General features: G+C 57.9%; 14 protein-coding genes and 10 pseudogenes. 12 read left to right on the top strand and 12 right to left on the bottom strand.

Features of this window, described 5'->3' with window-relative positions; translation table 11 throughout:
• Positions 1 to 101: 101 nt before the first annotated feature.
• Positions 102 to 665: pseudogene (gene tnpC, locus NKI99_RS31755) on the top strand (IS66 family transposase); the annotation flags it as partial.
• Positions 666 to 1065: 400 nt separating this feature from the next.
• Here the strand turns inward: tnpC and NKI99_RS31760 are convergent.
• The 4 genes and pseudogenes from NKI99_RS31760 to NKI99_RS31775 all read right to left on the bottom strand — a co-directional run.
• Positions 1066 to 1587, bottom strand: a pseudogene (locus NKI99_RS31760) (aminotransferase class III-fold pyridoxal phosphate-dependent enzyme); the annotation flags it as partial.
• Between the two features lie 449 nt (positions 1588 to 2036).
• The gene (locus tag NKI99_RS31765; protein WP_352613406.1) at positions 2037 to 3374 is read right to left on the bottom strand and encodes an ArgE/DapE family deacylase; all 1338 of its coding nucleotides are present in this window, start codon (positions 3372 to 3374) and stop codon (positions 2037 to 2039) included.
• 491 nt (positions 3375 to 3865) lie between these two features.
• Entirely contained in the window at positions 3866 to 4288 is a 423-nt protein-coding gene (locus NKI99_RS31770) for an Lrp/AsnC family transcriptional regulator (protein ID WP_352613408.1), read from the bottom strand.
• A 1191-nt stretch (positions 4289 to 5479) separates the two neighbouring features.
• Positions 5480 to 6679 carry an IS256 family transposase gene (locus tag NKI99_RS31775; RefSeq protein ID WP_352613410.1) on the bottom strand — a complete coding sequence of 400 codons (1200 nt, stop codon included), beginning with the start codon at positions 6677 to 6679 and terminating at the stop codon, positions 5480 to 5482.
• A 533-nt stretch (positions 6680 to 7212) separates the two neighbouring features.
• Between NKI99_RS31775 and NKI99_RS31780 the strand changes: the two genes are divergently transcribed.
• Genes NKI99_RS31780 through NKI99_RS31795 form a run of 4 tightly spaced genes read left to right on the top strand, consistent with a single transcriptional unit; the run spans position 7213 to position 12231 of the window.
• A complete protein-coding gene (locus NKI99_RS31780; protein WP_352613412.1) occupies positions 7213 to 8469 on the top strand; it encodes a sarcosine oxidase subunit beta family protein in 1257 nt (418 codons plus the stop codon).
• 9 nt (positions 8470 to 8478) lie between these two features.
• Positions 8479 to 8745: a sarcosine oxidase subunit delta gene (locus NKI99_RS31785; RefSeq protein WP_352613414.1), complete on the top strand. Its 267-nt coding sequence runs from the start codon at positions 8479 to 8481 to the stop codon at positions 8743 to 8745.
• Positions 8742 to 11705, top strand: coding sequence for a sarcosine oxidase subunit alpha family protein (locus NKI99_RS31790; protein WP_352613416.1), 2964 nt, complete (start codon positions 8742 to 8744; stop codon positions 11703 to 11705). Before NKI99_RS31785 ends, NKI99_RS31790 begins: the two co-directional genes overlap by 4 nt.
• Positions 11698 to 12231, top strand: coding sequence for a hypothetical protein (locus NKI99_RS31795; protein WP_352613418.1), 534 nt, complete (start codon positions 11698 to 11700; stop codon positions 12229 to 12231). Before NKI99_RS31790 ends, NKI99_RS31795 begins: the two co-directional genes overlap by 8 nt.
• 539 nt (positions 12232 to 12770) lie before the next feature.
• Here NKI99_RS31795 and NKI99_RS31800 read toward each other — a convergent pair.
• From NKI99_RS31800 to NKI99_RS31825, 7 genes and pseudogenes are all read right to left on the bottom strand, one after another.
• Positions 12771 to 14204, bottom strand: coding sequence for a recombinase family protein (locus NKI99_RS31800; RefSeq protein WP_502905567.1), 1434 nt, complete (start codon positions 14202 to 14204; stop codon positions 12771 to 12773).
• Positions 14178 to 15085, bottom strand: a pseudogene (locus NKI99_RS31805) (IS91 family transposase); the annotation flags it as partial. The gene NKI99_RS31800 and the pseudogene NKI99_RS31805, both read right to left, overlap by 27 nt.
• 11 nt (positions 15086 to 15096) lie before the next feature.
• Positions 15097 to 15730, bottom strand: a pseudogene (locus NKI99_RS31810) (tyrosine-type recombinase/integrase).
• Between the two features lie 574 nt (positions 15731 to 16304).
• A pseudogene (locus tag NKI99_RS31815) lies at positions 16305 to 16895 on the bottom strand (IS91 family transposase); the annotation flags it as partial.
• Between the two features lie 234 nt (positions 16896 to 17129).
• Positions 17130 to 17751, bottom strand: a pseudogene (locus NKI99_RS31820) (MFS transporter); the annotation flags it as partial.
• Positions 17711 to 18022, bottom strand: coding sequence for an MFS transporter (locus tag NKI99_RS33920; protein ID WP_502905565.1), 312 nt, complete (start codon positions 18020 to 18022; stop codon positions 17711 to 17713). The gene NKI99_RS33920 and the pseudogene NKI99_RS31820, both read right to left, overlap by 41 nt.
• A gap of 372 nt (positions 18023 to 18394) precedes the next feature.
• A complete protein-coding gene (locus tag NKI99_RS31825; protein WP_502905566.1) occupies positions 18395 to 18793 on the bottom strand; it encodes a DUF1403 family protein in 399 nt (132 codons plus the stop codon).
• A 455-nt stretch (positions 18794 to 19248) separates the two neighbouring features.
• Here NKI99_RS31825 and ectB point away from each other — a divergent pair, with 455 nt between their 5' ends.
• The 7 genes and pseudogenes from ectB to NKI99_RS31860 all read left to right on the top strand — a co-directional run bounded on the left by ectB (position 19249) and on the right by NKI99_RS31860 (position 25753).
• Positions 19249 to 20556 (top strand): diaminobutyrate--2-oxoglutarate transaminase, encoded by a 1308-nt coding sequence (gene ectB / locus NKI99_RS31830; RefSeq protein ID WP_352613420.1) that lies wholly within the window; start codon positions 19249 to 19251, stop codon positions 20554 to 20556.
• 653 nt (positions 20557 to 21209) lie between these two features.
• Positions 21210 to 22219: pseudogene (locus NKI99_RS31835) on the top strand (IS110 family RNA-guided transposase); the annotation flags it as partial.
• Positions 22220 to 22401: 182 nt separating this feature from the next.
• A pseudogene (locus NKI99_RS31840) lies at positions 22402 to 22557 on the top strand (IS630 family transposase); the annotation flags it as partial.
• A 383-nt stretch (positions 22558 to 22940) separates the two neighbouring features.
• The gene (gene purD, locus NKI99_RS31845) at positions 22941 to 24365 is read left to right on the top strand and encodes a phosphoribosylamine--glycine ligase (RefSeq protein WP_352613422.1); all 1425 of its coding nucleotides are present in this window, start codon (positions 22941 to 22943) and stop codon (positions 24363 to 24365) included.
• 220 nt (positions 24366 to 24585) lie between these two features.
• Positions 24586 to 25343: pseudogene (locus NKI99_RS31850) on the top strand (IS5 family transposase).
• Between the two features lie 18 nt (positions 25344 to 25361).
• Positions 25362 to 25586: pseudogene (locus NKI99_RS31855) on the top strand (ectoine synthase); the annotation flags it as partial.
• Positions 25565 to 25753 carry a hypothetical protein gene (locus NKI99_RS31860; protein ID WP_352613424.1) on the top strand — a complete coding sequence of 63 codons (189 nt, stop codon included), beginning with the start codon at positions 25565 to 25567 and terminating at the stop codon, positions 25751 to 25753. The pseudogene NKI99_RS31855 and the gene NKI99_RS31860, both read left to right, overlap by 22 nt.
• Positions 25754 to 26021: 268 nt before the next feature.
• On the opposite strand, the gene NKI99_RS31865 is transcribed toward NKI99_RS31860, so the two are convergent.
• Positions 26022 to 26170 (bottom strand): transposase domain-containing protein (locus NKI99_RS31865; protein WP_352613426.1); only part of this gene is annotated, 149 nt, incomplete at its 5' end.

Genomic DNA, 26170 nt, shown 5'->3' on the forward strand with positions numbered 1-26170 from the left:
TAGCTAACCGTCGCGATCCACCGCAGTGCGCTCCTGCCACCCGCCTTTCAGTCGCGACGCCAAGCTAAAAACGCTCTGCATTATCTTGTGCAACAGATAAGGCACACGTGCGCCGGCGCTTCTATGAACTGGCCGTGTCCGGACCAGCGCCGATCGCCAGCGAGACGCTCAGACGGATTGGCGAACTCTACAAGATCGAGGATGACATCCGTGGCCGATCGGCCAACGAGCGTCGTGCGATGCGTCAAGACAAAAGCCGCGCCATCGTCATCGATCTCGAGCCCTGGCTTCGCGAGAAACTCGGTCTGATCAGCCAGAAGACAAAGCTCGCCGAGGCGATCCGCTACACGCTCTCGCGCTGGCAAGGCCTCTCGCGCTTCCTTGACGACGGCCGCATCGAGATCGACAGCAACACCGTCGAACGCTCGATCCGTCCGATCGCGCTCAACCGCAAGAACGCGCTCTTCGCAGGCTCTGACGGCGGTGCCGAACACTGGGCAGTCATCGCCTCGCTGATCGAAACCTGCAAACTCAACGATGTCGAACCGCTCGGCTATCTCGCCGATGTCCTCTCCAGGATCGTCAACGGCCACCCCAACAGCCAGATCGACGACCTGCTGCCTTGGGCTTACATCCCGGCTCCCGAGCTCAAGGCCGTGGCCTGAGAACACCGCTTACGATTCATCGATGGCTGGACGTGCTCTAGTTTCATCAGACGATCAGCCGTCGACTCCTGCGCAGCGGCGTCCTGGCCCATCACGGCCAGCGCAGCGAACAGCCCAACAGATTTCCTCATCCAAGTCCCTCACGCCAAGGACCAAGAACGTTTTGCCTTGCCTGGCGAGAGCTGGGTGAGGGTGGTCAGGAGGTCTTGCTAAATAACATGAGTAACCTATCAACAATGAAACGAACATTCCATGACGGTGCTCGAGCGCATCGTGGTGGTGGGGCTGGGCGGCCTGCCCCTAACCGCAACGATCGGCAATCTGCCGGAAGCGTATACGGGCGGACAAGTCGCGCGAGGCGGGCGCTTGGGCCTGCTCGGCAATCGCGACATCATGGATGCAGGTCCATGTGATCGTGGTAGAAGCTCATGCCAGTCATCGAGCCGGAGACGACGCTGCAGCCATGGTAACCGCGCTCGCGTGAGATGATCTTCTTCTTCGTCGGCTTGCCGCGCAGGTTGTTATAATACCAGACGAGCTTGGCCTGGGTCTCGTTGGCGTCCGAACCGGACATGCCGTAGAACACCTTGCTCATCTTACCGGGCGCCATCTTTACCAAGCGGTCCGATAAGATCGCGAGTTCGTCGGTCGTGTGTGCCGCATAGGAGTGGTAGTAGGCCAGACGATAAGCTTGGCGAGAGATTGCTTCGGCGACTTCGGTGCGGCCGTAGCCGACATTGACGCAGTAGAGGCCGGCAAAGCCGTCGATCAGCTGGTTGCCATGGGCGTCTTGAATGCGGATGCCCTTGCCTGTCTCGACAATCGTCGGCTCACCCAACTTGCCGGTCGCAAAGTCCTTTAACTGCGTGAACGGATGTAGGACTGTGTTGCGGTCTTTTTCTGCGATTTGTGCGATATCCATTACGCTGATTCCCATTCGCGATTTATTGAAAGTCTGATGCACGCAGCCCTCGCGTGACTTCAGTAAGTGCTTTAAGTAGGCGTCACTCTCAAACACTTTATCCCTGACTACGCGGCGGAATGCGGCAATTGCCGCCAGCCCGGCGCAAAAATCATGCTTATAGCCGTTCTCTGTGCAGCTTTTTCGCAAAAACGATCGAGACGACGAGCCATAATTTTCGAGCCCACAGTATTGAACTTCTTCGTTTGTCGATTGTTATTGTCGAATATTCTATCCAAATCAAATTTTCTCATCTGATCGATAGAGACGCGGGCAGTATTTTGCTGCGTACTTTCTTCGCGTCACTAAGCTTGGTCGACTGCTATGAATATCTGACATTTGGGCGCGCAGCCACTCGCGCTCCCGCCGACACATCGATTGTGACGGCGGGAAGCAGAGGGAGCGATGTTCTACGCCCTTTGTTCCACGCCGCACCAACCTGCTGCAAAGAGAGCAATTGCCTTAGTAACGCGTTTGAGCGAAGCCAGATTTACACGTTCGTCAAGAGCATGGCAGTTTTCAGCTGTTGGTCCATAAACGAGACTAGTCATTCGTCCGTGCAGCGTGAACACTGCGGCGTCCAGGTAGCAAGGCATAACCAAACGCTCAAGATCCCGATCTAGCCCGTCAATCCCTTTATGCACTTCGGACAAGAGAGCTTCGGCTTCGCTTCCCTGCGGCAAGCAGTATCCACCTTGTTTGACACCTACCCACTCAATTTCGGGAAGATGGCAATCCGACAACGATGGATCGTTGCGGAAAGCTTCGATAAGAAAGCGTTCAAACTTCGACGCGCGGTCATTCGCTGACTCGCCAGGGTAAAAGCCAATTCGGCCTTCGAACCGGCACTCGCTAGGGACTGATGCTAGCCATTCGCCTCCCGATATTGTGCCGATTGTGAGAGCGACTGGGTTATCGACGTCACGGAATTCAGGTCCCGCGTTCCCGCGTTCACCTAGCCACTCGTTTTCGAGTTCGCGAAGATGTTCGATAGCGCGTATCGCGATATCAATAGCGCTCTTGCCGGATGAAACCTCCATTGGATGCGCTGGCACACCTTGGACCGTGACCGCAAACTTCATTACTCCCGTATTAGCGCTTACCAGTTTTTCTCCCGTAGGCTCGGATACGAGGATAGCGTCCGCTCGAAACCCTTTGGCTAACACCATAGCAGCTCCGTTACCGGTAGTCTCCTCTTCAATAACTGACTGGATTTGAATGGGGCCTTTCAGTGAAAAGCCCGCGGCGGACAGTGCGTCGAGTGCAAAAAGATTCGCCGTGAGGCCAGCTTTCATGTCGCCGGCACCCCGCCCGTATAGCCAGCCCCCCTCGCGGGTTGCAGAGAAGGGCTCGTGTTTCCAGCGTTTATTTGTGCCGACCGGTACGACATCGACATGCGCATTGAGCGCTAGAGATTTCCCGGTAGCGGAGCGCGGCGTCTTAGATCCGACAACGATCCTCGAGTTATCGAGGTTGAAAGTTGTTGGTGAGAAAGCAGGATCCTGCCCGACAAGAGCCTGGTCAATCCCGAAGCTTTGTACATCGTACCCGCGCTTCTCCAACGCAGCCGCAACAAGCTCCTGAACTTTCTTTTCCTGTCCTCGCAACGAGGCAGAACGCACTAGCTCTTGAAGGAATAATACTTGTGCCTCAAATGCATCTTCCACCGCTTTGTTGATGCGTAGCACAGCTTCTTCGCTTAGTGCATTTTCCAAGAGCCGATTTGGTGAAAATTGTTGGTCGCTCATATGGGCCTCCGATAAACACAGTCCCATAAGGGTACAGGTCTCCCATGCTCAGCGTACAGCTAACTTTTGCAAACTAAGTGCGCAAAAAGATACGCATTCTGCTAGTAAGCGAGCGGCGGAATGCTCACTCGTTGACCTATATCCTTGCGGTTAGTACGCAGCGCTCAGGACTTAGGAGGTAAGCAGCTACCCGAGCACCCTCATCTCGCGACGAACGCTTCCGCCCAAAGTGCGAGTGCGGGACAAGTCATATAGGTCTCCCACAGTAGGCAGGCCGGGCTTAAATTTGGCGGATCAATTCCTCGTGCATCAACACCGTCTCTCGCACATTAGTGTGTGAGAGACGGTGTTGATGCCTTAAGTCACTTTCACGATCTCTACGTTGACAGAGAGCACAGAGAGTGATCGCTCATTGACCGTTATGGGGCCAACATAGTGCTCACCAGTAGTGCTAATTTGACCGTATTGAGCGCTCCCGTTCTAAAACGCACCTATACAGAGCGAAGCAAGATGCTCGTTTCGGTCGTGGCAACACCTTCGATATGCCGAATTGCACCTAGCGCCCGATCCAAGTCTGGAAGATTCGCAGCGCGGAGTTCCGCGATGTAGTCCCAAGCGCCGTTCGTTGTGTAAAGAGCAACAACTTCCGGAACTCCGTGAAGAGCCTTGATCAACCCGGTGGGTTTCGCACTTGAAGTCGTGGTTCTTACTCCCATTACGGCCCGCAAAACATGCTCATCAAGTTCCTGTCGGGTCCGAACGGTAAACCCACGTATCGCGCCGGTGGAGACTAATCGGTCCAAGCGCTTCTGTATTGTTCCCCGCGAGACCTGCAGTTTATCAGCCAGGACCGCCACCGGCGCCCTGCCATCGACTCTAAGTTGGGCAATGAGTTGTCTATCAAAATCGTCCATCGGTTCCTCCACGCATATCAACGGCTTCGCTTAAGCCCTTCCTGAGTGCAATGTGTTTTTTACCTGCAAGTCCAGCGGCAAACGCGCTCGGCTTGGATTAGCCTCAGAGTTGTTCGCGGCCGTTCTCGTTTTAGAAACGAAGTTGGGTTGGTAGAACTGCGACTGAGTTGCCATCTTGTCCCAGGTTCCTGGTCCAGGGCGTTCCGTAACGAGAATGGAAGCATGCTTTTGATCCGAACGTCTTGAACACTTATCTGCATCCAAATCGTGCATTCTGCGTTTTCGACGTGAGCACTTCGTCCAAATATAACGACATTCAGGCAAGGATAGTAACTTTACGCTGTGCATGAAGGGACCTACTATCAATTTTGCTTAACGCGCAACTGGGCGCGTAACAAAGAGGGAACGGTCATGATAAAATCAATAGTATCTAGAGCTATCTTGGCCCTTTCGCTGGGGTTTATCGCAGCGGGAACCGCCGGAGCTGGGCCTCTTGCGCGCCAGGTCGCCCGCCTGCCCCCGTCACGCAGAACCGCGATGATCTGCTCTTCCGTAAACCGCTTTCTCTTCCGTCCTTCAATCGAGGCCGGACTCTAATCTCAGATGGAGGAAATTACCCGTGGCAGGTCAAACTTGACGTGAAATCGTGAACTCAACCGGAGTCATGGTCGAGTCTGTCGCATAGTAAATCGTCTCAAGTTTCTGCCTCCACGCTGCCATGGTTCGATGCTGCCATGTCTCGATTGATTAATCTGTGATCGGCTTCATGGATGTGCGAAGGGAGTTTCCACACTACACATGGGAGGTCGAAACACTCTTGCATTCGATCTGGCGAGCGCGGCGCGACATCTGCCGCACAATCCCTCGACTCTCTTTCATTTTCAAGACATGGAATCCGCCGAGCTCTCCTGAGAACTCGAAGCTGTTGTGGCGACCTCGCGAAGAGATTCGTGGATACGAGGTTTCGCCTCAGGGCTCATACTCGGCGATCATCGTTCCCAGTTTTACGCTCGCAGCAACGCCTGCCTTGATCACGCTCTGGTTGCGACGAGAATGAACGCGACCTCAAGACCTATGCGTCGATGCCCAATGATCATCGCCATCGAGGTTATGACTTAGGTGGATCGTGTCCCGCGGCGTGGTGTAGCTGGCGGCATTAGTCGCCGTGCTCTCCGGCATGGGCCGGGCTGATCAGCGCGCCACGGCTGGCAGGCTGATCAGGGGATCATCGCTCATCTGGTTGATCGTTTCCAGAGTCATATATCTGGCCCGCTGCACTGCCCATTCATCGTTCTGTTCGAGCAGGATTGCGCCGACGAGGCGCACGATCGCATCGTCGTTCGGGAAGATTCCGACGACCTCGGTGCGCCGCTTGATCTCGCCGTTGAGACGTTCGATCGGATTCGTCGAGTGGAGCTTGGCGCGATGTTCCTTGGGGAAGGTCATGTAGGCCAGCACGTCGGGCTCGGCGTCGTCCATGATTGTCGCCAGCTTCGGCACCTTCGGCCGGATCTGGTCGGCGACGGCGCGCCATTGTACGGACGCGGCCTCGGGCGTTTCCTGGGCGAAAGCGGTGGCGATGAAGGCTGAGACGACCCTGCGGCCGCTCTTGCCGGCATGGGCCAGCACGTTCCTCATGAAGTGGACGCGGCACCTCTGCCATGTCGCGCACAGCACCTTGGTGACGGCCGCCTTGAGGCCTTCGTGAGCATCGGAGACGACGAGCTTGACGCCGCGCAGGCCGCGACGTGTCAGCTTGCGCAGGAACTCTGTCCAGATCGGCTCGGCCTCCGAGGTGCCAATCTCCATGCCCAGTACCTCGCGCCGGCCGTCCGCGTTGACGCCGACGGCGATGATAACGGCGACCGAGACGATCCGCCCACCGCGGCGGACCTTCAGGTAAGTGGCGTCGATCCACAGGTATGGCCAATCGCCCTCGATCGGCCGATCGAGGAAGGCCTTCACCTTCCCGTCGATCTCCTCGCACAGCCGCGAGACCTGGCTCTTGGATATGCCGCTCATACCCATGGCCTTGACCAGGTCGTCAACCGACCGGGTCGAGATGCCTTGCACATAAGCTTCCTGGATGACGGCGGTTAGCGCCTTCTCGGCCATGCGGCGCGGTTCGAGGAAACCTGGGAAGTAGCTTCCCTTCCTGAGCTTCGGGATGCGCAGCTCGACCGTGCCGGCCCGCGTCTCCCAGTCCCGGTCGCGGTAGCCATTGCGCTGGGCGAGCCGCAGCGGGTTCTTCTCGCCATAGCTGGCGCCGGTGGCCGCGCCCACCTCCATTTCCATCAGTCGCTCGGCGGCAAAGCCGATCATCTCCCGCAGCAGATCGGCATCCGGGGTCTTCTCCACGAGCGTGCGCAGGTTCATCATGTCGTCGGTCATCGGTGGTCCTTCCGAAATAGGTTGGCGTCAACAACCAAACCCTACCGGAAAGCGCCGATGACCACCCACACGCCGCTCGCTCGCTACAGCGCTACTAACGGCGCGCTCGTGAGCGGCTTCGCTACCGCCGAGCTACACCACCTGATGGGACACGACCCTTAGGTGCGTCGACGGCGTCTTACATTTTGCGCATTCTATACGCGCGATATGCTCAAGAATTATGGCATTTGTTACGCAGAGCTGAGCTTTACGCTACGCAGTGCGCGGGCTAATATCACTGCATCAAGCGTCTTATGGATTGGGCAGTTGGCGTTTTAATGCTGTTTGTGACTGACCTCTGCACGCTGATCACTGCCTAGATATGCTGGCGATGGCTGTTTTGCCCGGGCAACTCGTATGTTCAAAGGCCGTCACCTCAGCATACAGCACTTGGTTTTCGTAGGATCCACTTAGGATTGCAGCGGCATCAGCGTATTACGCTGGACTGAATGATAAAAATTGAGCCCGCAGGCGGGTTTTCGCTGGGAGTTTGTATGAGCAACTATTCTGCATGGTCGATCCTACGAAACGGGTTGAGTGACAACAAACATTGGTCACGCGCGTGGCGAGATCCTGCACCGAAGCCGAGCTACGATGTGGTGATAGTCGGTGGGGGCGGTCATGGTCTTGCTACAGCATACTACCTCGCCAAGGAGCATGGCGTGCGCAATGTAGCCGTTCTGGAGAAAGGTTGGTTAGGTGGCGGCAACACAGGCCGCAACACAACTATTGTCCGCTCAAACTACATGATGCCAGGCAACACGACATTTTACGAGCGCTCGATGCAGCTCTGGGAAAATTTAAGCCAGGAATTGAACTACAATGTGATGATGTCGCGACGTGGATATTATCTGTTGGCTCATTCACCGGGGCAAGCAGACTTGGCCCGACGGCGCACCAACATCATGCGAGCCAATGGCATCGATGCCGAGCTGTTTGACCGTGCCGAGACCATGAAGCGGCTTCCCTACCTAGATTACTCAAAAAATGCGCGCTTTCCGATACACAGCGCCGCCTATCAGGGTCGAGCAGGAACGGCGCGGCACGACGCCGTCGCCTGGGGATTTGCACGCGCCGCGGACAAGCAAGGTGTGGATATCATCCAACAATGTGAAGTTACCGGCTATCTTTGGGATACGGGTAAAATTGTTGGAGTTGAGACAACACGTGGCTCCATCCGCGCAAACAAGGTCGCACTCGCTGTCGCAGGCCACACAAGTCATCTTGCAGCCAAGGCTGGGCTCCGGCTTCCGATTGAAACGCACGTCCTTCAAGCCTTTGTCACCGAGCCGTTGAAGCCACTTGTCGATAACGTGATTATTTTCGGAGCTGAACATTTCTACATAAGTCAGTCCGACAAGGGGGGGCTTGTTCTCGGAGGCGACCTCGACGGATTTAATTCATACGCTCAACGGGGCGGGCTTCCAACTATCGAGCATACGTTGCAAAGCGCCAAAGCGTTGATGCCTTCGCTGTCCCGTTTGCGGCTCCTACGCCATTGGGCGGGCGCCATGGACATGACGATGGATGGCTCTCCTATCATTGGCAAAATGCCTGTCGATGGCCTGTGGCTGAATGGCGGCTGGTGCTACGGCGGGTTCAAGGCAACGCCAGCCTCTGGATACTGTTTCGCATGGACCATCGCCAAGGGAGAACCGCACCCCGATAACGCAGAATTCACGCTGGAGCGTTTCGCGCGCGGCTACCAGATCGATGAAGCGGGCGCTGGCCCGCATCCCAAGGCGCATTGAGGTCTAATCATGTTGAGAATTCATTGCCCGGTCTGCGGGCTGCGGGACGAAACCGAGTTTACTTACGGCGAAGACGCTTCTATCCGCCGGCCCGATATGAACGTGGCCGATCCAGAAATTTGGCATGATTACGTTTTCATCCGTGAGAACCCCCGCGGACCTCATAAGGAGTATTGGCACCATGTCGCAGGTTGCAGGCAGTGGATTGTGGTTGAGCGCGATACGTTGACGCATGAAATGTTCAGCTCTGTTCTGGCGCGTGAGGTGGCGGTATGACTGCGCGGCGTCTCGCAACCGGCGGGCGGATCGATCGCAACCGTCGCCTTAGCGTTCAATTCGATGGCAGGTCTCTGCCGGCTCATCCCGGCGACACTTTGGCGTCCGCTATGCTTGCCGCTGGTCAGCAGATTGTTGGGCGCAGCTTCAAATATCACCGTCCACGTGGCATCGTCGCAGCTGGCGTCGAAGAAACAAACGCGCTCGTCCATCTTCGGGATGGTAATCGTCAGGAGCCCAATGCACAGGCCACCATGGTGGAGGTCTTTGAGGGTCTCACTGCGACGCCACAAAACGCCTGGCCGAGTCTTCAGTTTGATGTTGGAGCCGTCAACGGGCTCATGTCGCGTTTTTTCGGCGCGGGCTTCTATTACAAGACTTTCATTGGCCCGTTTAGCGGAACCAAATTCTGGATGTTCTGCGAAGGCTTCATTCGTAAGGCGGCCGGCACGGGCCGTGCGACGACGCTCCCGGATCCGGACCAATATGAAAAGATCAACGCTTTTTGCGACCTCTTGGTCGTTGGCGCAGGTCCGGCGGGGATCGCCGCTGCTCTTGCAGCTGGGCGCAGGGGCCATAATGTCGTGCTCGTCGAGCAGGACCGTGACATTGGCGGATCGCTGTTGAGCGAACCTGTCGGTACAGCCTCCGATACTTGGCTGGCTCAGGCCCATGCGGAGCTCCATGATCTCCCGAATGTTCGTGTCCTCACGCGAACAACTGCGTTTGGTGCTTATGACTGTGAGGTTTTCGGGCTCGTGGAGCGTGTGCAGGATCACGTGCTCGCGCCTTTGAACGGGCTTCCTCGACAGCGCTACTGGCTTATGCGTGCCAAACGCGCCATCTTGGCAACAGGTGCGATCGAACGCCCGATGGTTTTCGCTGGGAACGACCTTCCTGGAGTGATGCTCACTTCTGCTGTTCGCACTTACCTTAATCGATACGCTGTCTTTGCCGGCGAGCGGATCGTCGTGGCTGCAAATAACGACAGCGCCTACACCGCCGCGATTGAACTCGCAAATTCTGGCGCAAAAGTAACTATTTGCGATCTGCGGAGTGATCTCCCGGCCCAACTCGGAGAAACCGCGAAGAGGGCAGGGATTGACTTGCGCCCAGCGCACGCGGTTTTGAAGGTGTGTGGCGGCAAAGCTGTCAGGGCTGCACATATTGTGCCCGTTACCGCAGAAGGGAAGGCAAAAGGCCGCGGAACTCGCATTGCTTGTGACCTTGTGACGGTATCCGGCGGCTGGGCTCCAGCGCTGCATCTCTGGAGCCAGCGCTTTGCTAAGCCGCAATACGACAAGAGCCTCGACGCGTTCCTTCCTCCGGTGGAAAAGGGGGCGTTCATATGCGTCGGCTCGCTGGTCGGATCACCGTCACTCAGGGATTCGCTCTCGCAGGGCCATAAGGCAGGTGGGGCCGTTGGAAAGGAACCCGCACTCTTCGGCCATGCTGATTTCTGGGGACGCAATCTCGTTGCTGCGACCGTTATAACTAACGCCGACGGCAGCACTCCTGGTAAGGCTTTCGTTGATTTCCAGCACGACGTAAAACTAGCCGACATTGATCAAGCGCATCTCGAAGGTTTCGTTTCGGTCGAACATCTTAAGCGCTATACGACGTCCGGTATGGCCGCGGATCAGGGAAAGACCTCAAATCTCAACGCACTTGCCCGCATGGCCGAATTGCGCGGACTTTCTTTACCCTCCGTTGGCACAACGACGTTCCGCCCACCCTATACCCCGGTGGCGATAGGCGCACTTGTCGGTCATGATCACGGTCTACATTTTCGCCCCACTAGACTCTCGACTATTCACAGTTGGCATGAGGACAACGGCGCAGAAATGATCGACGCGGGAGCTTGGCTGCGACCGTGGTACTACCCCGCCACGGGTGAAACTATAAACGACGCCTACATTCGCGAAGCCGCGCACGTGCGCGAACATGTCGGCATTGTCGATGTTTCCACGCTTGGCAAAATAGCGGTTCAGGGACCTGATGCGGCGGAGTTCCTTAGCCGTGTTTACGTGAACGGCTTCAAGACACTTCAAGTCGGTAAACTGCGCTACGGCATCATGCTGCGCGAGGATGGCTTCGTGTTCGACGATGGCGTCACGGCACGTCTTGGCGATAACGTCTACTTCATGACGACCACGACGGCGAATGCCGCTAAGGTCCTGGCCCGATTGGAGTACCTGCTCCAGACCGCGTGGAAAGACCTCAAAGTCCATGTTACGTCGGTCACCGATCAATGGTCTGCAATCGCGATCGCCGGTCCGAAATCTCGAGCCATTCTGGCTGCCATCACGGGCTCAGAGTTGAGCAACGAGGCGCTATCCAGTAACCACTTCACTCATGTCACAATTGCTGAAGTACGTTGCCGTCTGCATCGTATGAGCTTTTCTGGCGAGCTTGCGTATGAGCTTTACATTCCAGCTAAACGCGGTCGAGAGATTTGGGAGGCTCTAGTTACGGCCGGTGCACCCTACAATCTAATGCCGTATGGTCTCGAGGCGATGGGCACCCTTCGCATCGAGAAGGGTCACATTACAGGGTCCGAGATCGAAGGGCGGACAACGCTACGGGATCTCGGTCTGGAGGGCTTGGCTTCGAGCAAGAAGCCGTTTGTCGGCTCGGTTCTGCGAAAGCGTTCGGTACTTGAGGATCCGTCACGGCCTTCCTTGGTGGGGCTAGAAACTAATGGAGATTCCAGTACGCGGGCAGGCTCGATTCTATATGCAATGAATGCTCCCACCAAGGGCCATGGAGAGGGATGGGTTTCTGCCGTGACTTACTCTCCGGCGCTTAGAAAGAACATCGCGCTCGCTCTTCTGTCGCGCGGACCTGAACGCTATGGCGAAACAGTCCGGGTAGTGGATTTTGTTGGCAACGAAACGTGGGACGCGAAGGTCGTCTCACATCATTTCTTCGACCCGGAAGGACACCGTCAGAATGGCTAATAAATTTCAGCTGCCGGTGAGCGGTACGACAAGTGACGGCCTCGCTGTGACCATTACTGAAGCGGAAGTGAATTATCTAACGCAAGTTGCAGGTTGGGAGAAATTCGAACAGGCTGCTAGCGACGCGCTTCGTAGGTATGAATTGGTACTGCCTCAAGATTGCCGCGAAGCCTTTCGCAAAGATTCGGTGATCGTATGGCGGATTGCACCCGACCGCGCCCTGGTTCGGTCAGGAAGCCCTATCAAGTTCGACGACGATGAACAATTAGCGGCGCTAGAACTCTCGGATTCGAGGGTTTGTGTGCAGGTAAACGGTCCTGGTGCTGTCAGTTTTCTTAGCCGAGTCGTTGCGCTTGATCTGTCGGAGAAATGTTTTTCGGTTGGGTCTTTCGCTCAAACAGCAATCCATCACATCAACGTTTTGCTTGACCGTTCTGAAGTCGACGAGTTCAATGTACTGTTGCCCACAACATTCAGTGTCTCTTTGACTGACTATCTCCTCGAACATTTCAATGTCGTGCCTTGATTAGGGGAGGTGGACGACGCATCCAGCTGAGCTGCAGCGAAACAAACCAATTTCAGTCGCGCGCGAGGGCGCGCGGGTTTCGTATACCCGCCCTCGCCTGCGGCGGCAGTTTTGGCGCAGGTCCCTTAAGCGCCGATCCAAAGTAATCACGCAGAGCCGTGTCTCAGCTAAGAAGGCTTGGGATTGAACCAAGTGGCAGACACGTCTTGTTCGGGTTGTTCGGGCGGTTGAGGTGGCATAATTGGGACCGGGGGCCGGCGTGCGCGTGTACTTGGCCTGCGGGATCCCGGACAAGGAGTTGAGGGGCTCTGTGCTTGCGCATGATGTCCTGCGTCAGAAGCCGACCGGCGGCGCGGTATTCGCCTCTCGTGGAAGGCGTGGTGACTGTTCGAAGCGTCTTTATTTTGATGGTCAAGGCTTCTAAACCGGCTTGGCGAACTTCCTGGGTAACCGCTGTTCTCAGGCCACGGCCTTGAGCGGCGCGGGGGCACGGCGCCGTATCGCGTGGTTTGTGACGCCTAAGGCCTTTGCTGCTTCGGTCATCGTGAGCCATTCACCGTCTTTTTCAGCGGATCGATAGGCATGGATTCCTCGCACGCGCCGAACGGAAGAGACGCGGTGCGCCGTCCAGTGGGTAATCCCATTCGATTGAGCGATGCGGCGATATGCTCGTCAGACCAGCGACCGGCCATGCGGCGCATCACCGCCAAAGCGTCTTCGGTCGTCGCGCAACCGTGCTCGCCGGCTCGAGGCTTGCGAACCCGCAGTTCTGAGTGCTGGCCGCCCCGCCAATGGATCATGAGCACGACGTCCCGTACCGCGTCGTCGACATCGACGATGATGTCGGCGATCAAGGTTCGTAGCAACTGCTGGCGCGCACGCATCGTCACATCAGGTCCATTCCAGGCTGCTGACAGGTTTTCTGCCATATTGGCGAAGGCACTGGGATCGACCTCAATGGCCGGTGGCCTGCCAGTAGGCTGGCGGGTTTCAAGATCCCGCAAGCGGCGCAGCGTGGTCTCCCAGCTTTTCTCTAGCTGCGCAGCTATCAGGCGATTGTCGGGATCACAGGCAGCGTAGCGGCGCTCAGCAAGATTGGCCTCGTAACGGGCCTGCTGAAGTTCCAGATCGAGGATCTGGCGTTGATCATCTTGTCGTTCCCGGTGCATCCGCTCCGCCTCGAACGCGGCCTCGATCGCCAAGGGTTCTACCGCTCGCAACAGCTCACGCGCAACAGCCGCGTCAACCCGTGGGCCGCCGAAGGCCATGCACTTGGGCAAGCCCATCATCAGGTTTGGCTTGTCACAGCGATAGACAGGTCGACTTTGCGGATTTCCGGTATAGGCAACGCTCAGTCGCCGCCCGCACCGTGCACACGTCATGATGCCTGACAGCAGCGCTTTCCCGCCGCGGCCCGATTTTACACCGCCGGCGCGACCGTAGTTGTTGAGTGCCAGCTGCTTCTGGTTTCGCTCGTACTCATCCCAGCTGATATAACCCTCGTGATGACCCTTGATCATCACCTCCCAGGTTCCGACAGGCTTGCCATGCCCGTAGCTTCGCCGGGCTCGTCCGTCGACAATGGAGGTTCGCTTTTCGCTTTTGCCATAGACGTAAACACCTGCGTAAAATGGGTTTTTGAGAACGGCGATGACATTGCGATAACGGATCGGCAGCCAGACGAAGCTGGTCATGCGGCCCTCATCAGAAGGCCGCGGGAAGTGGATTTGATCTGCCGCTATCGACAACAACACCTGGCGCGCGCTGCCGAGTTCACGGAAGCGCGCGAAGATGAGCCGGATTACCTCCTGTAGCCGTATATCTGGGTCGAGCCCAAGCCCGGCTTCGCGATGCCAGATATACCCGAACGGTACTGATAGGCGCAGCTCCCCCCGGCGCGCCTTCGACCTGGCGGCCTCGAGCATCCGTGCCTTCAGCACGCCCAGTTCGAACTCGCTGATGCTTCCCTTCATGCCCAAGAGCAGACGATCATTAGGCAGGCAGGGGTTGTAGACGCCATCGTGGTCGATGACGCGGGCTTCGACAAGTCCACACAACTCGAGCAGATGATGCCAGTCCCGCCCATTGCGTGCGAGCCTCGACGCGTCCAGGCACAATACGGCGCCGATCTTGCCCGCACACAACCATGCAACCAGCCGATCGAAGCCGGGGCGCGCCACTGTTCCGCTTGCTGATCGGCCGAGATCGTCGTCGATGACTTCGATATCGGCGAAGCCGCGCTGTCGCGCATGCTGCAGAAACAAGCGGCGGAACAGGCGTGAGAGCACCCGGACCGGCAGGAAGAAGCCGGCTTGCAGGCGATCCATTGTTCGCCGTGGCGAGACAAGCCGCCGCCGGCGACGACGCAATGCAGATGCGGATGATGAAGCAGGTTCTGGCCCCAGGTGTGCAGTACGGCGAAGAAGCCGATTCTCGGCACCCAGGTGCTTGGGATCGGCAGCAATGGTGCGCTGGGTCTCGGCGGCGGCACGGAAGAGCAGGCTGTAGACGAGCGCCTTGTTCTGATAGACGATGGCGGCATGGCTCCGGCAGCGTGAAGACGACGTGAAAGTACTGTGCGTCGAGAAGCTCGGCGCGACGATCCTCCAGCCATTGTGCGCGGGCCAGCGATTGGCAGCGGGGGCAATGGCGATCGCGGCAGCTGTTGAAGGCGATGCGCCGGTGGCCGCATTGATCACATGTTCGACGTGCCCGCCGAGCGCGGCGGTCCGGCACAGTTCGATTGCCGTCATGACACCGCGCTGGGCGGTCGACAGCGACGCATCATGCTGCTCGCGATAGGCTTCTCCGTAGCAGCGGAAGATATCTGCACTTCCGGCCCCGAGCGGGCCATTGCCGCGCCGCTCAGAAGTATTGCGGCTTGACGGGCGGCGGCACGGTGGGCGCCGGACGCGGCAAGAGCTCGAAGGGCCTCAAGGTGGCGCAGACCCTGTTGGTGGCGATCCGCAGGTAATGGGCGGTGGTCGCGAGGCTGCGGTGACCGAGCAGCAGTTGAATGGTGCGCTAGCGGTCCTTTTGGCCTTTGCCCTGCTCGACGCGGATGACCATTCTCTGGCTGTCGATGTCCGTGGGCTTCAGCTGAACCGCTTCCGAGATGCGCAAGCCGGCGGCATAGCACGTGGTCAGAATGGCATGGTGTTTAACGTCGAGGATGCAACCGAGGAACCGCTGAACTTCCTCGGCACTGAGGATGTTCGGCAGCTTCTGTGGTTTCTTGTGAAGCGGCAGGACCTCTTCAGGCGCCCAGTCCCTTTCGAGCGTCACCTTGTAGAGAAAGCGCAGCGCCGCAATGGCGGTGTGGATCGAACCAGACGCCAGCTTCTTCTCGTTGGTCAGATAGACCTGATAGGTCCGAATGTCCTCGCGTGCTAAAATAACGGGCGAACAGCGACCCCTGTTGCAGATACGACAGCTGGGTGTTGAGCGCGAAGTTGCGCACCTGCATGTCCTCGCTCATGCGCTGGCGAAGTTGGGTCATGACAAGCTCCTTTGTCCGATGGAGGGGGCTGCAAGCAGCCACCCCGTGCTGACGCAGCCGGAGCTTGTTGTGGACACATGACCAGCGCGACAGACGACGCGATCAGATCACGCTGTCGGCACTCACCCTCCTTGCCGCTCCGCAATCGCGGAGCGGGTTAGTCCAAGCGCGATTATGCGCACCCTATGATTATGCGCAGCTCACCGGGACATTTTGCAGAGCGTTTTTAGCTTGGCGTCGCGACTGAAAGGCGGGTGGCAGGAGCGCACTGCGGTGGATCGCGACGGTTAGCTAAAAACGTGTTTGACTAAGCCGCCGGCACGGGTGGTCCGCTATGGGCGTTCAATGAAGCGCCACCGATGAAAGGAGACCGTCTGTGCCACGCGGCCGGGCGATTGCAGGTGTCGGATGCGCTGAAAGCACCACGGATATCGGTCCGGCATATGAGGATCGGCGCCGCGCCCTGCCTGGGAGAGGTTGCCGGTGATGACGGCGCACACTTTTGCGGGACCGGCTCAGTTTGGCTTCCGAGCCGGCCGGCGATGCTGCTGACAAGGAAGGCGATGCCCCTGCTTCATGACGTGTCCTGGTATGGCGGGCTTCCGGTGACGCCGTCGAATGTTTCGATGATGATCATCTGCCCGCGATGGCACGCCGGGCATTGCCTGAGGGAATGCCCGGTGAGGTCCTCGTAGCGGTCGCGGTAGTCCTTTGCGGATCGGCTGTCCGCCGGCAAGGGGACCGGCATGCCAAGCAGGTCGCGACAGCAGGCGAGCTTTTGCGCGCGGTAGCGATTGCCGAGGACGCCGTAGTAGCGGATGCGATGGAAGCCCTCGGGCAGGACGTGTAGTAGGAAGCGGCGAATGAACTCGTCGGCCGCGACGGTCATGACCTTCTGCCGACTGCCGTGCCGATAGTCCTTCCAGCGGAAGGTGACTTTGCCGTCCTCGATGGCGACGAGGCGATTGTTGGAAATGGCGACGCGGTCGGTATAGCGGCCGACGTAGTCGAGGACCTGTTCGGGTCCGGCGAAGGGCGGCTTGGCATAGACGACCCACTCGGCCTTTTGTAGCGGCGCCAGATAACGCCGCAAGGCATCGCGCTCGCTCAAGGCCTGCAAGTCAGAGAAGAACTTCAACTGGCCGGCGTCGAAGGCTTTCTCCAGATGGAAATCCGGGCGCGTGCTGAAACGCGTACCGTGAACAATCCGATTTGGATGATGTCAGCTGTCAGCGGATAAAGTGAGCCGATTCGATTGATCAATCGGCGCCCTCCGCCGGGCTGTCGGTCCGCATCCCGCCTGATGGCGGCGCTACGCTGATGCTCCTATCTCTTTCGATCGCCGCAAGCATCACATATTCAGCTTGGCATACGTGGGACGCCGTTTGCGGCGTTTCGCTCAAATCCTATCCAAGTGAGGCTTGAGCGGCATATCGTCGTGCACCCTCACAGTCTGTCGTTCGATCTTGTGATGGACTTTTGGGCGGGCAATCGCCTCGGCGCAGTGCTTCCAGACATGCCGCGATTTCAGGGTCGGCATGGGTCTGCCTCTGGTGATGGCGTAAATATTCGACCCATGTCGGTACGTGGTAACACTCGGTCCATAGTTCTGGCTTTTCAAGGTCTCGCAACAGCGCCCACTGCCTGGCCCCGTCTCGAAGTCGGGCTTTTCGCCACGACGTCATCGCGATGAGGAATTCTGGAACATCTTTCTGATCAATGCGATAGTCAACCATCACCATGATCGGTCCGCTTCGCGATCGCAGGTCAAGTTGCAGCGCCGGTTCGCTGAATTTATTGGTTGGGTCGAGATTGAGCGTTTCAAAATCCGGTTGGCGAAGAAAAATGCCGATGAGCCAGCAACACCCTGGATGTCCGCCAATTCACCCCAGATCCAGCTGCCCGCCGCCATGCCGCCATATGTGGCCCGTCTAATACAGGGACAGGGCCCACCGCGGCACCGAAAGCTGAACCGTCACCTTAAACAGCGACGAGTGCCACCATGCCAGGCGACGTGGCAATGCTGGTCATCAGCCATGCAGCAGCCACGCCCTCGACCAAGGTGCCGAGGTTTGAAACAAGTGCAGCCGACCATAGAGAACGGAACGTCTTGTGTGGAGATGTTCTCTTTGCCACTGTGGAAACTTTCGGGATCGACTGCTGGCTGGAATTCACAAGCCATCCAAACATGCCCACGCCATTAAAGCCAAGCTGCCACGCTCGCGCGCCCGCTAACCCAGAAGAGGTACCGGCCTTAGACCCGTAGCGAAGAACGCGGGCAGTGCCTGCCATCTGTGAGCGCCATCAAGTGATCAAATGCTGATTCGATGAGATAATTCTCGAGATCGTGACATGATCCCTCATGACCAATTCCTAATTGCTTCATTCCGCCAAAGGGTGCGAGCTCGGAGGACGTGCGACCCGTATGTGCCGACCTTGCCATATTCGACGGCAGAGCCGGCTGAGGGTCAGACAGGTGGACTGTAAGCAGCCGGTCAAGAATTCGTCCGATCGGCCCATTCGACGTCCGAACCAGATGTATGCCAGATGGCTGTTCGACAGGACGGAGCCGACCGCCTCAATCGCTCGCCAACATGCCGATCTGACCTCAGCGACGGCGTTGGCGACAAAAGGCTCGCGCGCTCTGGATCCGAGGTATTCCGTTCATCCGTAGAGATGTGTGCTGAAGGTTCTGCAAAAAGTTTTGGAGAGAGAACGGCGGGCGCCGGTCAGCGTTGCGACCGTGCCGACACCGGCCCCAAGCTGACGGAGATTGCCCGCAAGGTCCCCGACCGTTTCATCGCCGCGGTGGTAGCCGACCTCTTCGCGGCGAGGTTTTTCTCCGTCAGAAGATACTGGGCGGGCCGGGCTGTCAGCCGACGCCAGGCCAACAGCCATCCGGCCAGCGGGGCCAACCTCATCTCCGGGTCGCGTGAGCAGAAGGGCATCGCGCAGGGCCGCTTGATCCTCGACCCGGCCAGACTGCTTTGCCGTTACCGCGGTCGTCGCAAGCGCCACGCGTACCCGCCAAGCGCCGGCCCACCGCTCCTGCCGGCGGACCACCGCATCGAAGCACCGACGGCGGCGTGTCGTGTTTGTTGAATCCGCGACACATTGTGTTTGTTGGCAGTCTGCTGCACTCCGGGCAAGTCACTGAACAACCCCGAAAAGATATTTTATACGCTCCCTCCCGCTATTGGCATGATTTTTGAGAGGGTCCTATCGTGAGACGCGAGGCGAGGTGTCACTGGGGTTCGCCTGGAGGATTCGAATGGGCAGTGATAGCCAGAGCTTCACGTTGCGATGCAATGTCCAGGTGCCCCGAGTGGCATTCCGAAAACCGACGGAGATTCATATCGCGAATCGGCTGCACATGCGAGCTCGCTGAGCGTGCCGGGGCGGTGGTTGGCTGGTTCTCGGCCTACGGCGCCGAGCCAGCCATCCGCGCTGTTCCTTCGCACGCTCTGAAGCCGTTGATTCCCGCCGGTCTGCCTACCAACCTAAATGAGGAGGCAACGATGACTAACCAAAGTGCACCGGATCGCGAGAACGAATTCGCGATCTTCAACCATCTTGAGTCCGAAGTGCGCAACTACGCTCGCAGCTTTCCCGTAGTCTTCGCGAGGGCACGGGGGGCTCAGCTGTTTGCGCGAGATGGAACACCCTATCTCGACTTTCTCATGGGTTGCTCAAGTCTAAACTATGGGCACAATCCCCCCGAGCTGAAGTCCGCGCTCGCAGACTACATTGCGGGCGACGGCATCACCCATGGCCTCGATCTGTATAACGAAGCCAAGGAGTCTTTTCTGCGAGAATTCCACAAGACGATCCTTAGGCCGCGACAACTAGACTACGTCGTGCAGTTTCCCGGTCCAACCGGCGCCAACGCGGTCGAGGCTGCCCTCAAGCTAGCGCGCAAGATCACTGGTCGGCCCAACATCGTAGCTTTCACCAACGGCTTTCATGGTGTGAGCCTTGGCGCTCTCTCCTGCACCGGCAACCGATATCACCGCGCTGCCGCCGGTCAGCTGCTCGGCGGCGTCACGCGACTACCCTATGACGGCTATCTCGGATCCGCTGTAGATACCGCCGATTACCTTGATCGCTTGCTCTCGGATCCCTCGAGCGGCGTGGACGCTCCGGCGGCGGTTATTGTCGAGACAGTTCAGGGCGAAGGCGGCCTCAACGTCGCCGGAACGGCATGGCTGCGCAAAGTGGCAGCCATTGCGCACAGACACGGAGCTCTGGTGATCGTAGACGACATTCAGGCGGGTATTGGCCGGACCGATGCATTCTTCAGCTTCGAAGAAGCGGGGCTCCGTCCGGACATCGTCACAATGGCCAAATCGATATCGGGCTATGGCCTGCCTATGGCCCTCGTCCTTATTGATCGACGACTCGATAAGTGGGAGCCGGGAGAGCACAACGGGACGTTCCGCGGCAATTGCCACGCTTTCGTCACCGCGCGCGCAGCCCTAGAGCACTTCTGGCGGACAGACAGCTTGGCAGCGTCCGTCAGGGAGAAAGGCCATCTGCTGAAAAGCCGCTTTGATCAGATCGCACGGAAGTATGGTCCAGATCGAGTGTCAGCCAAGGGTCGTGGCATGATGCGGGGCATTGATTTGAAGTCTGGCAACGTTGCGGGTCACGTCATCAGGACGGCCTTTCAGAATGGCCTTATTCTCGAGGCCGCTGGTCCCAAAGACGAGGTCGTGAAGTGCCTTCCACCTCTCGTCATTGGAGAGGATCAGCTTGGCCGAGGTCTCGACATCCTCGAGGACGCTATCGATAGCGTCCTCGCCAGCACAGTCAACACGGCAGCGTAACAGGTGAATCGTGATTTTCAGGGGATTGCAATGAGGAGAAACAGCCAGGCCCGAGGGTACGACGACGAACTGGGAAAGCATGCGGTTGCTCCTCAAGGATGATGAAATGGGCTTCTTGACACCTGTGCTGGCCAGGTTTGCGGGCCTGTGAGGTTAACCCGGTCTGCTCTCTCGCTGCTGAAGGCCCGCGACCTTCTTGATTGTGGTTATCAGGACCATTGGTCAATCAGAGGGTGAGCCAATGATTGGTCATCCCCGGAAAGGCTCTCCTCTCTTAGATAAGCGAGGGACTGAACAGGGGACATCAGCCTTCCCAGCCTCCATGCGGTGAATGCCGGTCGGCCGGCGCCTAGGATCTGCGCCACCATCGGCTCCTCTATCCCCACGCAGAGAGGCTGGCATGAGAAGAAGGGGCCACAGTTCTTCAAGCGTTGATCTGTTATCGGTGGCTGGTGAAAATCCGCGAAGCAAAGCGTGTTCCCACCTCGCGCCATGCACAAGGGCTGCCGCGCCTTTTGTTCAGCTGGGTGACTGCCAAACTGTGAATCGGCGTGCAGTTTTGGAAACGATGACGTAATTGCTGCCGTCTCTCCTTTAAACGAAGACTCGGCTGACGGCAAAAGCCGCCGACCATTGAGATCAAGGAGGCCGCAGTGAAGCAATATGTCGGACTGGATGTGTCGCAGAGGGAGACGAGCGTCTGCGTGTTCGATGATGCTGGAAAGACGGTGTTCCAGGGAAAGGCGAAGTCCGACCCGGGAACCTTGACGGAGTTGCTGCGTAAACGTGCGCCTCACGCCGAGCGCATCGGATTGAGACGGGTGCCATGTCCAGCTGGCTCTGGCACGAGCTGAGAAGGGTCGGGTTGCCAGTCGTCTGCCTTGATGCTCGGCATGCAAAGGCAGCGCTTTCAGTCCCAATGAACAAGAGCGATGAGAACGATGCCCGCGGCCTGGCCGAACTGGTTCGCGTCGGCTGGTATCGGGAAGTGAAGGTCAAGAGCGCAGAGAGGCAGGCCACCCGGTCCATGCTCGTCGCACGGTCAAGACTTGTCGAGATCCGTCGCGATCTCGAAAATCAGACACGGTCCATGCTGAAGGAATATGGGCTGCAGTTCGGTCGATCGATGGGTCACAGTTCCGGCGAAAGGTTTGGGAAACTAGTTGCTGACGGCCATCCGCTTCGCCCTGTGGTTCAGGCGCTTCTGTCTGTCCATGAGCAGGCCTGCTGTGAACAGGAGAAGCTTGATCGGCAGGTCCGGCATCTCGCTCGTGAAGACGAAATTCACACGCCGGCTGACGACAGTCCCCGGCATCGGCGTGGTGACCGCGCTCACTTTCCGCCACACGATCGACGATCCCTCGCGCTTTCGCTCGGCCGCCAACGTGGGAGCCTATCTCGGCCTGACGCCGCGACGAAAGCAGTCCGGTGAAACGGATATCAATGGCCGCGTCTCACGTTGGGGCGATCGACTGCTGCTAACCTACCTGTACGAGGCGGCCAGCGTGCTCCTGCACCGGACGAAGAAATGGTCTACGCTGAAAGCTGGGGGATACGTCTGTCGAGACGGATCGGTTTGAAGAAGGCAAAGGTGGCGGTCGCATGGAAGATCGCCGTTCTTCTTCACTGCATTTGGGTTGACGGCACCAGCTTTGAGTGGGGTAACGAAGATGGCTTAGTCGACTCCACCCCAAACGAGTTCTCGGGCGGCTATCAACGCGGAACTCGTGATGTCCCCGCCGGCGGCTGCCGAGGCCGACCGCGAAGAGACAACCATGCACCCGGCAGCGCCGTATCAACGCGATAGATACTTGACGCCCAAGCCGCGATTAAGAACCACCATCAATCGAAAATGCCTTCTCAAGACTCAAGGCTCTTATGCGAGCCAAAGCCGAGAGGACAATCACAGCCCTGTGGACCGCCGTCGAATCGCTCGTCGACCTCTTCACCCCAGCCGAATGCCAGAACTATTTCAAGGCCGCAGGCTATGACTCGGATTAAACCGGACGTGCTCTAGTGTCGTGTTTGTTGAAGCCGCGACACATTGTTGGCCTGGCACTCTGCTGCACCCGGTCAAAGTCACTGAAAAACTCAAAAAGTTTCTTACGCTCCCTCGTCGCAATTGGCACGATGTTTGAGACGTTCTCATCATGAAACGCGAACGGAGGCGGCACGGGGGTTCCCCTGGATGCCGAATGGAACGACTTCGTCGAGGATGATCAGCTCATCACGGGCTGCAAGGCGTCGGTCGAAGGGCGAGCATGGGCAAGCATTTGCTTCGTCCGCCAATGCCACCGTAGGCCCAGGCGATGACTGCCTCGTCCGATACTGCCGTCGGAGAAGTTGTCGCCGTTGCTAACGATCGCCCGAAGGAGCTCAGGATCATGTCCAATCCCAGCCGCAATGTGCTGCTCATCGACTCTACAGGGAGAGGGCACGCGATAGCTGATCTCTTCCAGCGCACTGACCCTTCGGTACAGGTTTTCTATGGGCCGGGAAACCCGTCGGTTGCTGACGAGCGCATCTGCCCGGTGCCCGATATTTCGCTAAGCGATCCGGGATCTGCAGTACGCTTTTGCCAAGCGCGTGCAATAGACTTCGTCTTTGTCTCTCACATCGACGCGCTCTCCACGGGCTATGTGGATTTCTTGAAAACGAATGGAATCCCTACAATTGGCCCAGATCGTGCTGCAGCTCGACTTGAAGCAAGCAAAGCGTTCACGAAGTCGCTCCTGCAACACTACAACGTGAAGACGGCCCGTTTCGCCGTGTTCGACAGGCCCGAACCCGCCAAGTGCTATATCCGCGGGCTCGACTATGATGTTGTCGTCAAGGCGGACGGGCTATGCGAAGGCAACGGCGCCTATGTATGCAGCGACCAAGCATCGGCACTTCAAGCCGTCGATACCATCATGCTCACGCGGGCACACAGGGATGCTGGAAACCGTATCGTCGTTGAGGAGCGCCTCTTCGGAGTAGAGATATCAATCTTCGCCCTCTTCGATGGAAAAGAGTTTCTGATGTTTCCGGCGGCCCTGGACTATAAGCGCTCCGACGATGGTAACAAGGGCGTTAATTGCGACGGGATGGGCTCGCTCTCCCCACATCCGCTTGCGGACAAGGCGCTTTACCGTGAGATACAGACCCAGCTTCTAGAGCCTCTAAGAGCAGCAATTCTAGGTGAAGGCTTGAAGTACACAGGCTTCCTCTTTATCGGCGCCATGCTCTGCGACGACGGCATCAAGGTCATTGAAATTAACGTCCGATTCGGCGACTCCGAAGCCCAAGCCGTCCTGCCCAAAGTGCAGAGCAACTTCGTCCAGCTATGCGAAGGCGTCCTTTTGGGTACCCTTAGCTCTATGTCTCTCGAGACAGACGATAAATGCTACTGCAATGTGGTGGCCGCACAAGGGTCAACGTTGCGAGTGGACGAGGACGGCCGCGCGATCCGCTACCCGGGATGGCCGTATGGAGATTTCGAGGTCGGCTTCCCTATTTCTGGACTTGAGACGCTGGACCGCCGTAACTCCCGTCTGTTCTTCGCCAATGTCCGCCGCGATGCCGAGGACCGCCTTGTAACGGCCGGCGGACGCGTGCTGCATGTAACTGGCATCGGTGACAACTATGCACAGGCGATCCACCATGCCTATGGCAATATTGAGAAGATACACTTCCACGGCATATCCTACCGCTCCGACATTGGTATGATCTATGACTCGGTTGATACGACACGGCAGCCACGGCAGATTTCATCGTTGCGCGGGACTGGCAAATTCCCTGTGATGCGCGCTCATGGCCCGAGGGACTGAGAGTTTGGAACTGCGCACCATGAGCGCATAGCCGACACGAGTGCACAAAAAAGCTATGGAGAATAGATCTTGAGCATCAGGACAGTAGAGGAGCGGAGCAGTCCGACAGACGAGTTGCCCGCGAGAACTGAGCATTTGCCTTCTCCTAGGGTCCGGACCCATAAAAGGAGTTCCTCTGACGGCGGGATTGTGATTCACGGGTCTCTGAGGGGGACCACTCATGAATCGCGAATATTTCTGGCTCAGCGATGAGCAGTTTGGGTTGCTTGAACCACATCTGCCGACCGACACCCGAGGCAAGCCGCGCGTCGATGATCGCCGCGTGATCAGCGGCATTATTCATGTGGTGAAGAGCGGCGGACGCTGGGTCGACGCTCCGTCGGTCTATGGACCGCGCAAGACCCTCTACAACCGTTTCCAGCGCTGGTCGGCCAAGGGCGTTTGGAGTGCCATTTTCCATGCTCTTGCCAACGCCGGCGGGCCTCCGGCCGAGCTTCTCATCGACTCATCGGCGGTAAGGGCGCATCGCTGTGCGGCCGGCGGCAAAGGGGGGAGCAAAATCAGGCCATCGGTCGCTCGAGAGGCGGACGGACTACCAAAATCCATGCCCTGACGGATGGATTCTGCCGGCCGGTCGCCTTTCTCCTGACCGGCGGCCAGGTCGCCGATTGCACTGCCGGGGCGCTGCTGATCGAGCAGATGCCGGCGGCGCCAATCCTGCATGCCGACAAAGGCTATGACAGCAATGCCATCCGGGAGCAGGTTCGCGGACGCGGCGCCTTCGCCAATATCCCGCCCAAGGCGAACCGAAAATGGAAGAATTGTTTCTCGCCCTTTCTCTACAAGGACCGCAATGCGATTGAGCGCATGTTCTGTCGCATCAAGGACTTCCGTCGCATCGCAACTCGCTACGATCGGCTCGCCCGCAACTTCCTCACCGCCGTCTGCATCGCTGCAACCGTCAGCTACTGGTTATGAGTCTTAGCCCTAAGTCAGCACGGAGTCGGATTCTCTTTTCATATCACAACTATGTTTCCGAATAGCGAGACCCGCATCTGGTACAAGAACCACTTCGAGGCAGTTGTCTCCATCGAGGGCGACGGTGAGATCGAGATGCGGAGATCAAGATCCACCCCATTCGACCCAAGGGAATCGCATATGGCTTTTTGGGACTTGAAGTTGGCTTGGGAGGGGATTCTTTGGGCAGGCAGTCGAATGTAGGAGAGACTGCCATTTCCAGTTTTGACAACTATTTCGGCGCGGTGCCTGATCCGCGTGCTGCGAACGCCACGCACCGGCTTGGCGACTTGATCGTGATGATGATCGCGGCCAGCGTTGTTCGCGCACGAGCGCAAACAGGTGAAGTGGCGCTTCTATCGCTGGATTGACAAGGTCATGCTGATCGCCATGCTGGGAATGCTCGCCCGTGAGCTGTTGAACCGCTGATGGTCCCCCAGCACTGTGCAGAATTCGCATGGCCGCTCGACCGGTGCGCCTGCAGCGAAAGCGGGGACCGTCAGGAATCTTGTGCGTGAGGCCGGTTTTCGTGCTTGGCTGACGAACCTTCGCCGAAACGACGACGAATTTGATCCTGGCCTGAACCACTCGGCCGCGGCGCGTGTTGATTTCCTCGGCAGCGTGATTGAGAGTAAGCGGTCAGCCGATAACGTCAGGCCTAAAGTTCCAAGGCATGAGCATTTCGATCTCGGATGCCGGCCATCCTTGAGCGATGCGGGTCAAGGTCTGCGAGAGCCAGTCGAGCGGATCGACGCTGTTCATTTTGCAGGTTTGCAGCAAGGTGGCTA

The organism is Mesorhizobium sp. M0239, from assembly GCF_040321815.1.
GTDB lineage: Bacteria > Pseudomonadota > Alphaproteobacteria > Rhizobiales > Rhizobiaceae > Mesorhizobium.